The 13,741-nt window shown below is 32.8% G+C and carries 13 protein-coding genes and 1 pseudogene; 2 read left to right on the top strand and 12 right to left on the bottom strand.

The annotated features are described in order from the left end of the window. Positions 1–211 precede the first annotated feature (211 nt). On the top strand, positions 212–1,195 hold the full coding sequence (locus tag ACLBXA_RS00385; RefSeq protein ID WP_086403261.1) for an Rpn family recombination-promoting nuclease/putative transposase: 984 nt from the start codon (positions 212–214) through the stop codon (positions 1,193–1,195). A gap of 40 nt (positions 1,196–1,235) precedes the next feature. Here ACLBXA_RS00385 and ACLBXA_RS00380 read toward each other — a convergent pair whose 3' ends face one another. Beyond that, complete coding sequence (locus ACLBXA_RS00380) at positions 1,236–1,454, bottom strand: hypothetical protein (RefSeq protein ID WP_002081958.1); 219 nt, start codon at positions 1,452–1,454, stop codon at positions 1,236–1,238. Positions 1,455–1,750: 296 nt separating this feature from the next. Continuing rightward, positions 1,751–1,960: pseudogene (locus ACLBXA_RS00375) on the bottom strand (DUF1093 domain-containing protein); the annotation flags it as partial. A gap of 423 nt (positions 1,961–2,383) precedes the next feature. Here ACLBXA_RS00375 and ACLBXA_RS00370 point away from each other — a divergent pair. Beyond that, positions 2,384–2,563 carry a cold-inducible protein YdjO-related protein gene (locus tag ACLBXA_RS00370; RefSeq protein WP_000289928.1) on the top strand — a complete coding sequence of 60 codons (180 nt, stop codon included), beginning with the start codon at positions 2,384–2,386 and terminating at the stop codon, positions 2,561–2,563. A gap of 474 nt (positions 2,564–3,037) precedes the next feature. Here the strand turns inward: ACLBXA_RS00370 and ACLBXA_RS00365 are convergent, their stop codons facing one another. The 10 genes from ACLBXA_RS00365 to ACLBXA_RS00320 all read right to left on the bottom strand — a co-directional run bounded on the left by ACLBXA_RS00365 (position 3,038) and on the right by ACLBXA_RS00320 (position 13,668). Continuing rightward, positions 3,038–3,229, bottom strand: a complete 192-nt coding sequence (locus tag ACLBXA_RS00365; protein ID WP_002162460.1) for a hypothetical protein — start codon at positions 3,227–3,229, stop codon at positions 3,038–3,040. A gap of 247 nt (positions 3,230–3,476) precedes the next feature. After that, complete coding sequence (locus tag ACLBXA_RS00360; RefSeq protein ID WP_000924815.1) at positions 3,477–5,339, bottom strand: FtsX-like permease family protein; 1,863 nt, start codon at positions 5,337–5,339, stop codon at positions 3,477–3,479. A gap of 642 nt (positions 5,340–5,981) precedes the next feature. Next, on the bottom strand, positions 5,982–6,743 hold the full coding sequence (gene mreC / locus ACLBXA_RS00355; protein WP_001198148.1) for a rod shape-determining protein MreC: 762 nt from the start codon (positions 6,741–6,743) through the stop codon (positions 5,982–5,984). 183 nt (positions 6,744–6,926) lie between these two features. Then, a complete protein-coding gene (locus ACLBXA_RS00350; protein ID WP_000723891.1) occupies positions 6,927–7,292 on the bottom strand; it encodes a YxeA family protein in 366 nt (121 codons plus the stop codon). Positions 7,293–7,404: 112 nt separating this feature from the next. Then, positions 7,405–8,913, bottom strand: a complete 1,509-nt coding sequence (locus ACLBXA_RS00345; RefSeq protein ID WP_001225802.1) for a sensor histidine kinase — start codon at positions 8,911–8,913, stop codon at positions 7,405–7,407. Then, on the bottom strand, positions 8,897–9,598 hold the full coding sequence (locus ACLBXA_RS00340; protein WP_000033682.1) for a response regulator transcription factor: 702 nt from the start codon (positions 9,596–9,598) through the stop codon (positions 8,897–8,899). Before ACLBXA_RS00340 ends, ACLBXA_RS00345 begins: the two co-directional genes overlap by 17 nt. Before the next feature lie 28 nt (positions 9,599–9,626). Beyond that, a complete protein-coding gene (locus ACLBXA_RS00335) occupies positions 9,627–10,241 on the bottom strand; it encodes a DedA family protein (protein WP_000422376.1) in 615 nt (204 codons plus the stop codon). Next, positions 10,241–10,819 carry a class I SAM-dependent methyltransferase gene (locus ACLBXA_RS00330; RefSeq protein WP_001176071.1) on the bottom strand — a complete coding sequence of 193 codons (579 nt, stop codon included), beginning with the start codon at positions 10,817–10,819 and terminating at the stop codon, positions 10,241–10,243. The genes ACLBXA_RS00335 and ACLBXA_RS00330 overlap by 1 nt, the downstream gene beginning before the upstream one ends. 142 nt (positions 10,820–10,961) lie before the next feature. Next, positions 10,962–12,911 (bottom strand): ABC transporter permease, encoded by a 1,950-nt coding sequence (locus ACLBXA_RS00325; RefSeq protein ID WP_000176146.1) that lies wholly within the window; start codon positions 12,909–12,911, stop codon positions 10,962–10,964. After that, positions 12,898–13,668, bottom strand: a complete 771-nt coding sequence (locus ACLBXA_RS00320) for an ABC transporter ATP-binding protein (RefSeq protein ID WP_000859656.1) — start codon at positions 13,666–13,668, stop codon at positions 12,898–12,900. Before ACLBXA_RS00320 ends, ACLBXA_RS00325 begins: the two co-directional genes overlap by 14 nt. Positions 13,669–13,741: the final 73 nt, after the last annotated feature.

Raw genomic sequence — 13,741 nt, 5'->3', positions numbered from 1 at the left:
CTTTTTCAGTCACAACCAAACTCCACCCAATTTTCCCAGTTCGTATTAGCATCCTTATTTACAATTTCACTAGAGTATACCATAAACATACTTACCTTTCATTTTCTAATAATATTACTAAAAAATAGTAGAATGACTAGTTTGCATACTCTAGTTCTTTTTATGTACAATGAAGGAAAGAAGCACCTTCATATAAGGGAGAGGACAAACTTTGTTCAACCAACAGTTAGTTAATTTACGCATTGATTTTGCATTTAAACAATTGTTTGGTACGAATGGTAGTGAAGATATTCTAATTGCATTTTTAAACGCTATGTTACAAGATTCTTTAGAGTCGCCCATTGCTTCTCTACAACTAGAAAATCCACATTTACACAGGGAATATGAAGAGGATAAGTTATCTATTTTAGACATTTCAGCGACATTAAACACAGGAACAAAAGTCAATGTAGAAATACAACTCAATAATAATCACGATATGGTTAAACGCAGTTTATATTATTGGGGAAGACTATACACATCTCAACTACAAAAAGGGATGCCCTACAGTGCACTTCACAAAACCATCACCATAAACTTACTAAACTTCGTAATGTTTTCGGGACACCCAGCCTTCCATACAACGAGCATATTATGGAATACACAACAAAAAAAACTCCTAAGTGACGACATAGAAATCCACACTATAGAAATTCCAAAGTTAACTGAACAATGGTATGAAGAAAAAGTAAATCCGTGGAAAGATCCATTTGTTCGTTGGCTTTTATTGCTTTCAGCAAATGAGGATGAGCACTTAACTAAACTATTGGAGGATATTGCTATGAACCAAGACCCTATTTTACAAAAAGCGATAAATAAATGGGAACGTATGAGTCAAGATTCTTCTTTCCGACAAGCCTATGACGCAAGGGAGAAAGTTTTAATGGATGAAGCAGCAAAATTCGCCCACGCAGAGACAGAAGGAATAAAAAGAGGGATGGAACAAGGGATAAAAAAAGGGCTTGAAAAAGGCATTGAAAAAGGCATTCAACAGGGCATTCAACAGGGCATTGAAAAAGGTCGAAAAGAAGGAGTCCAACAGGGAAAAATTCAAATGATTAAAAATATGTATGATCTTGGTATACCACTTGAAACGATTGCTAAGGCAAGTAAATTAAGTTTGCATGAGATTGAGCATATTTTAGGACATAAATAGTCATAAAAAAGAGCTTGAATAGTTTCAAGCTCTTTTTTTATCAACTCTCCTCAATACCATCCAATTGAGTCTTATAACATTCATCACACTCTGGCCTCGTAGGAAGAATCCCTCTTTCATCAGGTAATAAAACCCTCAAAACTTCTCGATCCATCTCTACGAAATACTTCATAATAATGGGATATCCTTCAATAATATTCATATACTCAATCCCTTGTTCAAACTTTTTTCCGCTCTTTATTTCTTCTATTTTCAGCATAAAAAATCCGAAACCATACAAAATGATTTCGGATTTCCTATAGTTAAAATATTAAATTACATTTCGAACAAAAAGGAGCAGAATTTCCTCTTCAAATTTTCGCATTACGTTTTGGACAATATACATCTCTCTCTTCTATCTTTTCTCGTTCTATCATATGTAAGGATACTATTCTCATACTGCACATAACCCCAATTAATATAAGGCTAACAACGAGTAGCATATCTCTCACTCCCTTTCTATATTTTACCATAAAATAACAAAACCGATTCCCACATTGAGAATCGGTTTTATCTTTATAATCCTAACTTCGCCTTCGCACCATCAGGAATTTTATCTACTTCTATTTCTACTTTATCATGTAAAAACTTCCCTCTTGTAATGACATGCCAGTACGAGCCTTTTTGTAATTTATCTACGCCATCAATTGTTACTTCTTTCTCTTCTCCCTTCTCATCATAAGCTTTAACTGTATATTCAAAACCTTTATTTCCACCTAACTTCTTCGCTCCAACCAAATTTTGAGCTGGGATCCCTACTACCCGTTTATGCTGGATAAATTTATTAAACTTCATAGTGTTTTCAAAACAAAAAGTCTTCCATACAACGAGCATATTCTGGAAGACACAACAGCAGCGACGCCTAATTGATGATATAGAAATTCCAAAGTCAACAAAACAATAGCATGAAGAAGAGCTAGAAAAATATCGAGAAGGTTGACGGGGCATACACCGTGTCAAATTGAATTATTATCAAAGCTTTCAACAGTGATTTATAATCCTTATTTTGCTATACTTTAACAATTACTAAACTTCGCATTTTTTCAAAAAATAAAGTATAATGAACTAATATAAAAAGGTTGTTAACAAAATCGTTAACAACCTTTTTTGTTTTTTCCGAAAAACTTTTCAATTTAAGGGAGCGATCACATGTATTGGAGAAAAAATGATAAACCTGTAGAAGAACCAGAAGCAATTGCTGTATGGGAATGCCAAGAAGAAAACTGCCGTGGGTGGATGCGTAAAAACTTTTCGTTAGAAGAAGAGCCGCAATGTCCTTTATGTAAAGGAGATATGGAAAGCAGCGAACGCTTATTACAAAAGTTATAATAAATTTTCCTCTTCACCTTTTATAAACTCAAACATAGAGGATCCTCTTTCTCCTTATTTGCAATGTGAATCGAAAGAAAATAAACTATACAAAAAGCTTTGCGTATCCTCGCAAAGCTTTTTCAATATCTCAAACTCATTCCAACCATAGTTCCTATCCAAATGATTACTGTTCACCTATATGCTCAATAACCAAATTAATATAAAAGGAAATCCAATAAAATTTACAAGTTTCACTTTTAATTCATCCATTTTTTATAGGCTAATACAAATTTTATACTTTAATCTTACGACGAATAAATCCAAATACAGATCCTAATACCACAAAACATGCACTTGGTATCATCATTGTTTCGCTACTTCTTTTTTCTCTATATCATTCTTTTGTTGTGATTGAATCGTTGCTTTCTTTTTCCCTAATACTTCTTTTTATTGATCCTGAATCACGGCTTCTGCTCGTTCTAATGATTTTTTTTACTCCTGCATTGCTGCTTTCTTCTTCTCTAACGCCTCTTTTTGCCAAGCATGAAATTCTGCTTCCTTTTTTTCTAATGCTTGTGCTGATACCTCTCCCTTTGACGTTGTTCCAGTAGATGCGCTAGCTAACGATGAATATCCTATTGATAAAAGTGCCATCGCACAAATTGGTAAAATTTTCTTTCTCATTTCATTTTCTCCCTGTATACTTTTTTAAATACCAGCTTGGGGGTATTTATAGACTAAACAAGCTATATAAATATAAGATGCAGATACGATATATTTCACTTAAAAATTCAATTAGTGTAATTAATTACACTAATCTCTATGTATAGATGTATTTCCTTAAAAATAGTAGAGGGATTCCTTGATTTCTCCTTAATAATATTCAAAAGTCCCAAACTATAATAAGTTTGAGACCCTTGAATTCTATATTCTATTTTTTCTTTGGGAGGACAATCCCCTTATATAATTGAATAGTGATCAAATAGTAAACAACGTAAATAATTAAAAATATACAAATCGGAAGTCCAATATTCACATATGGATTCACAAAAAATTTAACAAATGTAAATACATTCATTCCTACCAAAACGTGTATAAGACCCAATATAGCTGGAAATAGAAATACAATGCCTAATTCTTTATACATAGATTTTATAAGTAATTCTTTACGTACCCCAATTTTCCGAAGCATCTCATAACGCCCTATATCTTTCGTAGCTCCAGAAAGGATCTTAAACATTAAACAACTTGCCATCATAGCTAAAAAAGCAAGGCCTAAAAAGAATCCCATAAAGGAAGTTCCTTTTGAAAAGGCAAGCATAGATTCATAATCACTATAGTTTGTCGGTAAATATACATCTTCCTTAGGCTTATTAATAGTAGCGGCTATTTTTTCGATTTGACGATCATCCATCTCTTTTAACTCTGTTTTATACCTTAAAATATTATCTACTTTAGCAATAAAAAATGTATGCTCATTCCCTTGAATTGCTTCATAACGTTTTTCATCGACGATATAGACAGGTTTACGATCATATACAGAAATATTCGATCTAAAATCACTATCCATACTCTTATCCCAATTCAGTGGTAACGTAGAACTAGATGGATCAACTTCCTCCCCCTTAAACATCCTATAGCTCGAAGATGGAAGTTGTTCAGTAATATGTGTTGTCTCTTTCTTTCCAAACAACAGTGGAGGATTCTCCAATAATTCTTCTTTTAAATAGTAAACAGCCTCATTATTAACTTTATATTTATATTGTTTTTTATCTACAATTTTCATTTTTTCCATAGCTTTATAATCCTCTGCTTCTGGATCATGAATTGTAATATCATAACCTGACATTCTTTCTGCTGTAAGGATTACGTTTTTCTGTAAAGACATGCCACCAGCCATTGCCCCCACACCCAGTCCAATTAGCATCGTTACCGTGCCTAATATTTTCGCCAAACTACTTACACGAAACTGCAATTGTGCAAATGTAAATGCATTTAATTTCTTCTCATTTAAATAGCGCGTTTTCTTTAACCTGTTAACAATCATAGGTAAGAACGAAATAAATATAAGATATGTCCCGATTGTAATCGTGAATAGTGGAAGCATAATGGCTCCAGCGCCCTTTATTCCTACGAAGAGTACGAAATAATACCCTACACCTAGTCCTAGCAAACTACATAAAAGTAACAATATTGTGGCTGGTCCTTTCATTCGTATGCGCTCCGTTTGCTCCTCTGTACGAATTAAATCTAGTTCTGTTTTAAGTGCTATACGAATCACATTCACAACGGATGTAAGTAGAAATAACACACTAAAGAATATAAATGTTATTTTGAATGCAGGACCATAAAATGCTTGATAACCTTCCGCTGAAATTTCCAATTGTTTCGTTAGAAATTTGCTAACGAAATTAGAAAGAATGGCTCCGAATACACTACCTAGCACTAGTGAAATCATTCCCATAATGAACGTCTCAAAAAATAAAAGTTGACTAATTTTACTCTTTTTCGCCCCTAATACAAGGTACATACCAAGCTCTTTCTGCCGGAGTGAAAGTAGAAAAGAGTTTGCATAAAAAATATAAAAGAATGTAATAAACGCTACCAAAACAGAGCCTATTTGAAATACAAATACAATTGAACCAATAATACTGTTATTCATTGTAAACTCTTTATTTAACGCAAGCGTTTGAAACATATAAAAAATAGAAATTGAGATTACAAGACCTATTAGTAAAACGATGTAATCCTTTATCATTTTTTTCATACTGGAAATAGAAAGTTTTAATAACACACTTTACACCCACGATTCTCTACAGCGTGGTATACTACATTCACCTTTTTACTATCCCCTCTTTGTACAACGTTCTCTTCAAATATTAAAGTTTTCATATTGCCTCCTGTCATGTGGCTAGTGCTACGATCATGCTATTTTCATAGCCACTAACTATCATTTTATCTTTTCCCGACAAACAGCAATATTGATTCCTCTTACATTATCCTTACATTTTTGTAATGTACAATACCTTAAAATCATTATATTAAAATTATTATTTTCATAATCCGATTCATATACCTTTACTTTGTTCTCACGAAGATGACATCAATATTCTCACACTTAAATAATATATTTATAAATATAAATTCGAAGGATATTTTATAGGTTTTCTAGTCTATTTAAAAAGTTATATAAATCATTAACATTAGAAATGGACAAAAAAAGCCCCTCTGTAATACTTAATAACTTTGCACTTATCATCAGTTTACCTCTTCATTATAATTGTCCAAGATAAAGATAAGATAACAACGATATAAAGATATACCCACATGTTATTAAAATTAGTACCGTTTTACCTTTCCTTATCCCTCTCACTCTTTACTTTACATTAATTCTCTTCGTTTCTAATCCACCTCTGATGGACTCTATATAAAACTATTATTTAGGTTGTATTAAAATAACATATTCTAAATCATATAAATTTGCCTTTGGTTTTGCATAAATAGTATAAGTAAGACCATATTGATCTTGTTCTTGTTCTAGTACCTCTGCTACTTCAAGACCTGGTGGTATTTTCTGACTCAATTCAGAGGTAATAATGCTATCACCTATTTTTATTTCTTTCACTTTATCTGATGGGATATTATCAATTCGAAGGGCCTGTTTTTTCTTATCATACCCTGTAACAAATCCTAAAATGGATGAATTATTTTGAAGGGTGATTGCTAAACGATTCGTTCGTTCATCACTCGTAATTAATTTCACAACAGATGTATATTGATCTACACTATCTACCTTTCCAATAAAACCGTTCACTGTAATAACAGCCATACCAACCTTTACACCATGTTGTGCCCCTCTCTCAAGAGAGATTTTTCCATACCAATCTTCTGCTTCACGCCTTACTACTGTAGCTTGAATTAGATTGTATTTTCCTTGTTCCTTTAATTCTTTCGTTTTATTGATAAGTTTAGTAAGATTTTCTTTCTCCTCACTTAACATTTGCACTTTACCCTTTAATGATTCTTGATGTTCAATTTTCCCTTTCAATGCTTGATTCTCTTTATATACTTTATAAATGTCTTCTATATTATGAACAATATTTTGGACATGCTTATTATTTGTACATACATACACCGCCAATAAAGCCAAAAGAATAATTGAAAGAAATAATAATATTTTCTTCTTAGAAACCTGCATAATTATCCTGCTACTCCTTATCAATTTTTATCCACACACTATAGGATACTAGTGATTGTATGCAGAATAAATGCAGTTTAGATAAAGTTCAGATAAACTTTATTTTCTTTATAAAAAATTTAGAAATTATCATATACTGCCATTGCATTCAAATTTTGATCGTTCAACTTATCATTTCTATAACTAAATATGTTTTATTGTTACTTTTTCTTTCACTTTAGCTGGTATTTCATCACCTTGCACTTCTTCCCATTCCATACCATAACTTCCTTTAGATCTAATCTTTAAATATGCTCCTATTCTTAAATGTTTTGAAGCAGTCATCGCAATCTTTTGCTCTTGACCAGATTCATTATATCCTTTGAATTTATATTCCCATCTAGCAAAACCTTTGTTTTCGGCTCCATATTTACCATCATTATCAACAACAGCATAATAAATACCTTCTTTAATAAATGGATTGAGTTGATCTACAATAGATCCACCCTTCACTATAAGTAATGTAACTCCAACTATAATCAATGCGATAAACGCGCTTATTTTTTTCATGAAACTTTCTATTCTCCTCTTCTCAGATACTTCCACTTAAAAGACTTCCTCTAAATCAATTGTGGCACTATTACTTATTAAAATGTAACCAAATTTCCTAATGCTCTTCTAATTAAATTGGCAATAATATAATAAATTGAATAACCCCATTTTCATGTTTTGCTCGAATTTCTCCTTTGTGCAATTCAACAATGCTTTTTGCAATTGCAAGCCCCAAACCTGAACCTTCTACAGCTCTACTTCTCGATTGATCTTTTTTATAAAAACGCTCAAACAAATTCTCTAATTCTTTTTTTGTAAATTCTTCACTATGATTAGCTATAGAAATTTTGATATGCTGCTCTTCTCTTTGAAGTAAAACCCGAATTTCTGCTTTATCTATACTGTATTTAATTGCATTTATTAAAAGATTTTCAAACACACGCACCATTTTTTCTGAGTCCACCACAGCATATATACGATCTTCCTGAAATTCTTTTACAAAAAAAAGATTATGCTCCTCCGCTTGTGGTACTAGCTCTTCTATTAATTGATCAAGTAGTTCATTTATACACACTTCTTGCGAATCTAACGCCATATTTTCATCTGTTAGTTTTGTATACTCAAACAAATCTTCTATTAACATCTTCAACTGCTCTGATTTTGAAAAGGCAATTTTTATATACTCATCATGCTGTTCTTTATTTTCATATTTCGCATCACCTAGTAAACGTAAATACCCCATAATAGAAGTAAGTGGTGTTCTTAAATCATGTGATACATTTGTAATCAATTCACTTTTTTGCTTCTCTATTTGTTTTTCCTTTTCTATATTAGCCAAGAGCTTTTCTGCCATTTGATTAATATTAGAAGTTAATAAACCTATTTCGTCTTGACCTGCCTGTTTGATTTTATATTGTAAATTACCTTTCGAAAATTCCCTTACTCCTTCTGCCATCGCTTCAATCTGATTCATTTTCCTTTTCGTTATATAAAAGAAAGATAGTATAAAAGTGATAAAACCTAGTAAAGATGGAAATGGACTGCTATCATTCACTATATACTTCACATTTCCTTGTGGTATACCACTTGCAATAATATACATATTTTTCGTATTAACATTAACCGGATAAAAAGTTGTAAACTCCTTACGCTTTTGTTCAGTTCCATCTTGAATTAAATTTTGCGCCTCTACATATCGTACTTGATCCATTTTAAAATCCATCACATTACGCATCGTCTCATGAAGATTGATTTGTTCTTCCGGCGCTCCCTTTGTTTTATAAACGACTTTCCCATCCTCGTCTATTATTAAAATCTTTAGTTGATTTTGTTCATTCAATTGATCAAGCAGTTCTTGTATATTAATTTCCTTACCTTCCTCGGTCATACTTTCAACAAGCCTTTGTGTCTGTCCATCAATGGCTTCCATACCTGATGCATAATCAATGATAGAAATTTTATTCGCATCCTCAAAAAAAGAAGATGAAGACCATCCTACTAATACACCGAGTAACGTACAAAAAGTAAATGTAGCCATTAGCTGTATCCGTATGCTCTTTTCCAAATAACTCACTATTTTACCTGTCATTTTTTTTAAAACTTGATTCATCCATATTATCGGTTCAAATATCTTTCTCAATCTTGTAGCCAACTCCCCATACTGTTTTAATGTACCGAGGCTTCCTTGGAATCGCCTCTATCTTTTCACGTATTTTCCGAATATGTACCATCACAGTATTATCAGATTGGAAAGCTTGCTCTTTCCATACTCTTTCATAAATTTGTGCTGCATTTAATACCATTCCTTGATTTCGTACAAGCAATTCTAATACCTCAAACTCTCTCGGTGTCAATTTCACCTCTTCATTTGCAATAATGACCTGCCGTGTTACTATATTAACTTTCATATCTCCAATCTCTATTTCATTTTCATCTTGTACACTTGTCCCACTCATTTTCATATATCTCCGAAGTTGTGATTTAATACGAGCAATGAGTTCCAGTGGATTAAATGGTTTAGCTACGTAATCATCTGCCCCAGTTGTTAATCCTAAAATCTTATCCATATCTTGCGTTTTTGCCGACAGCATAATAATAGGCATTTCCGCTATTTCTCTCACTTTCATACACATATGAATACCATCTATTTTCGGCATCATAATATCAAGGACGATTAGATGCACGTCTCTTTTCTTTACTATTTCTAAACCTTCTTCACCATCTCCAGCTTGTAATACTTCATAACCTTCATTCTTTAAATAGATAGTGATAAGTTTTCTAATTTCCTTCTCATCGTCCACGATAAGTATCGTTCCTTTACTCACAAAATCTCCTCCAGCATCATTTACCAAACTATGAATGTTGCTTTATTTCACTCACTACGGCATTCTTCTTATGCATATACATATAAGAAATACTACAAACTACAATAACAATGCCACCAAAATATATACCGTACTCGGTCGCAAGTGTTACTATTACTTCTATATGCTTTCCAAATATAGAACCTAGTAAGAAATAAACTAACGTCCATACAAATCCTGTTACATATGAATAAATCGCATACGTTTTAAAAGACATGTTATTCATTCCTACTAAATACGGTACGATATGCCTCACAACAGGTATAAAATAACTTATAACTAATGTATAATGACCATATTTTGCTATCATCTCTTGCGATTTTAAAAGATACTTCGTCTTTTTCTTTTTCATCAATTTATTAAGTATTTTTATGCCAAAAATTTTCCCGAGTATATACCCTAAAGAAAGGCCGGATACAACGCCTAAATACGTTAGTAAAAAGGCGGGAATCAAATCCAATATACCCATCGATGATACTAATCCACCGCTCATTACAATCATTTCATCTGGAATCGGCATACCGATAATACCTAACCATAAACAGAAAAATAAAGCCCAATAACCATACTGCTCAATGTATGACATTAATTCATTTAGCTCCATTATGCATATGCTCTCCTTAGCTCTTTTTTACAGCTAAAGACGTAAGCTGGCGGGAAATTGAACCACACTTTTTCTAGTGTAATTTCAGGGAAGAAATGCTGTATAAATCCTTTTTTCACAAGTGAATATTGAAATGTAATAAATTCTCCATTCTCATGTATCGTTTCCATTACGCTGTTTAAAATGCGCTTTGAAACCTCTTCTGGTAAAGAAGTGAAAGGCAATCCTGATAAGATGTAATCAATACATTCTATATTCAATTGTTCCCTATACTTCTTTATATTTTCCGCTGAGCCATGTATAACAATCACATTCTGCTCATCTTTAAATTTTCTCTTTAACTCTTTGAAAAATACTTCATTAATTTCAATAAGAAGAAATAATGTCTCCTTCTTCTTTCTCTTCATAATTTCTTTCGTAAAAGCTCCTGTACCCGGCCCTAGCTCTACAATGCATTTCGCTCTATTAAAATCAATTACATCTACCATCTTCTTTGCTAATATTTTTGAACTTGGCGCAATTGCACCAGTATGTTTCGGATGTTTAATAAATTCATGTAAGAATGTTATGAGTTGCATGTAACCTTCTCCCCATTCGTTCAATAGTTTTTAACTTGTTTCTAAGTATAACTATCGTTTCTTAATAAAAATTGAGGAAGTTTCTTAAGATTTTATGAAGAATAAAAAAACAGCTATCCCTATTACGATAGCTGTCCCTTTATTACTTCGCACTCACGATTTTATAATAAGAACGAACTGTGATGAAGTAATATCCAATATAAATAACACTATATACTCCAATACTAATTAAAAGCGGAATCATAATTTCAAATGGCAGTATGTTCCCTAAACCTTTTAATGCAAACAAGCTGTGCAGAATTCCGATTACTAGTGGAATTGCAAAGATAAAGCTCACTTGTTTTGCAATAGCTTTTTTCATTTCTTGTTTCGTTACCCCGACTTTATGAAGGACAATGTAACGATCACGGTCAGCACTTGCTTCTGTAAGCTGCTTAAAGTAAATGATTGAGCCTGTCGCTAATAGGAAGACTAAACCTAAGAATAGTCCGATGAACATCATTAGTCCAGTTGCTTCCAGTCCCATATGGAAACCAGTATAGAAGTCTCTAAATGGTGGTGCCATTTCTGATACACCAGTTGGCATCACTTTTGCTAATTTTTCCGTTAACACTTTACTGTTTCTTTCATCTTTTACATCAATATTTTTTACAATACGTGTTCCAAATGCTTGTTTCGCTTGTTCATACATTTCATCTGAAACGACAACAACTAGTTCACCTAAGTTTGTAATTGCATTATTATTTGCACCTTGGATCTTCAACGTCTTCGTTTCATTTTCAATTTGGAATACCGCTTTATTTCCTTTATATTCGGGGCTAAACTCATACCCTTCCATATAAGAACTATCATATATAAATGCTTCGCCAGTAGCTACATTCACTGTTTCCGCATCAATTTTTTTAGCAAGCTTGTTAAATTCAGATTGAGACATAAATTGATATTTCTCTGAAATCGTGTAATTCATATTAAGAATGAAATCAACTTTATCTCCTTCAAACTTCCCTTTTACAGGAACTGTCTCAATTTCAACTTGATCTTTGATCGGATGATCTTTCTTCTCTTCTGCAAAAATCGCATTTACTTTCTTATCAAGCTCTGCATCTTTTTTCTCGTAAGAATAACTGTATGGCATAGCTGCTTTTGATTGTGTAAATGTGTTGTAATACATCGTAACTGACGTACCAACCGCTGTTAATGTTACCGCACTTAAAATAGAAATCGTCGCAAGTGACTTTGCATTTCCTTTAATACGATATAGTAACTGTGACGTCGTTACCATATTCATACCGTTATAAAACGATGATTTATTATTTCTTGCACGTTTCAATACGAATACTGTAAAGAACATAAATAGTAAATACGTACCTAATACTGTCGCAAGTAATATATAAAGTGCGACTGCCATAAAGTTTGCATACATAACTGCTTTCATAAACATTAACGCTAAGAAATAACCTGAGCCGATTAAGAAAACTGAAATTAACGCCATAATGACAGATCCTTTTGGCATTGCTTCTCCTTCACGTTCTGCGCGGAAAAGTTCAATTAACTTAAAGCGATAAATTAAACGATATCCTTGGAGTGATGTATATAAAATAATCACAAAGAAAATAATTGCTGTATCAATAATTGCTGCCATTGGTACTTCAAAATGAACGTTTAAATTTAATCCCATCATATTTACTAATAACTCAAGGAATAATTTCGAAAGGACACTACCGATCGCAATCCCAATTACTAATGACATTAATCCCATTAACATATTTTCATAAAAGAGCATTTTACCAATTTGTCTTTTTCGAATACCTAATAACGAATATAAGCCAACTTCTTTTTTACGTTTACGTGTAAAGAATCCGTTCGAATATATAATAAACACTGCTACGAAAATGATAAGCATCACACTGGAAACTTGAAATGCACCACTAATCTTTTTAGAAGCTTCTGCTGCTTTTTCCATTTGTGAATTATATTGCAGTGCTTTAAATGTAAAATAAATAACAATACTAAAAATCATAGATGCGAAATATACAAAGTAGTCTTTAAAGTTCCGCTGTATGTTGCGGAGGGCAATGCTAGATAAGGTCATCAGCCATACCTCCAGAAATAGAAGACATTACGTCCACGACTTTTTGGAAGAACTGTTTACGCGTTGATTCACCGCGGTGCAATTCTTTATATAGTTCACCATCTTTAATGAAAATAACTCGTTTACAATAACTTGCTGCAAATGCATCATGCGTTACCATTAAAATTGTTGAGTTATCATATTCATTTAATGACTTCATACTTTCAAGTAAATCTGTTGCAGATTTAGAATCAAGCGCTCCAGTTGGCTCGTCTCCGAAAATCATACTTGGATTCGTAACAATTGCACGTGATGCTGCGCAGCGCTGCTTCTGTCCACCCGACACTTGATATGGGAACTGACTTAAAATATGATCAATACCGAATTTCTTTGAGATTTCAAGAACGCGGCGATCAATCTCACTCGCTTTCACCTTTGATAACGCAAGTGGTAAAGCGATATTCTCTTTCACTGTTAACGTATCTAATAAATTATAATCTTGGAAAATGAAACCTAAATGATCGCGGCGGAATAACGCTAACTTATCATCATTCATCTTCACAATATCTTTTCCATCAATTAAAATTTCACCGTTCGTCGCATTATCAATTGTAGAAAGAACATTTAGTAAAGTCGTCTTACCAGAACCAGAAGGTCCCATAATTCCAACGAATTCACCTTCTTTTACTTGTAAGTTAATACCTTTTAACGCTGCAAATTTATTACCACCCGTGTCATACACTTTTTCGATATTTTTTGCTTCTAACACTGTTTTCATCTCGACATCCCTCATTTCTTCTATTCTCTATTTTCAACTATATACACTCTCTACTCTTGCCACTATCGATGTT

This window comes from Bacillus sp. D48C (assembly GCF_053345735.1).
This window is presented reverse-complemented; position numbering and strand designations above follow the sequence as displayed.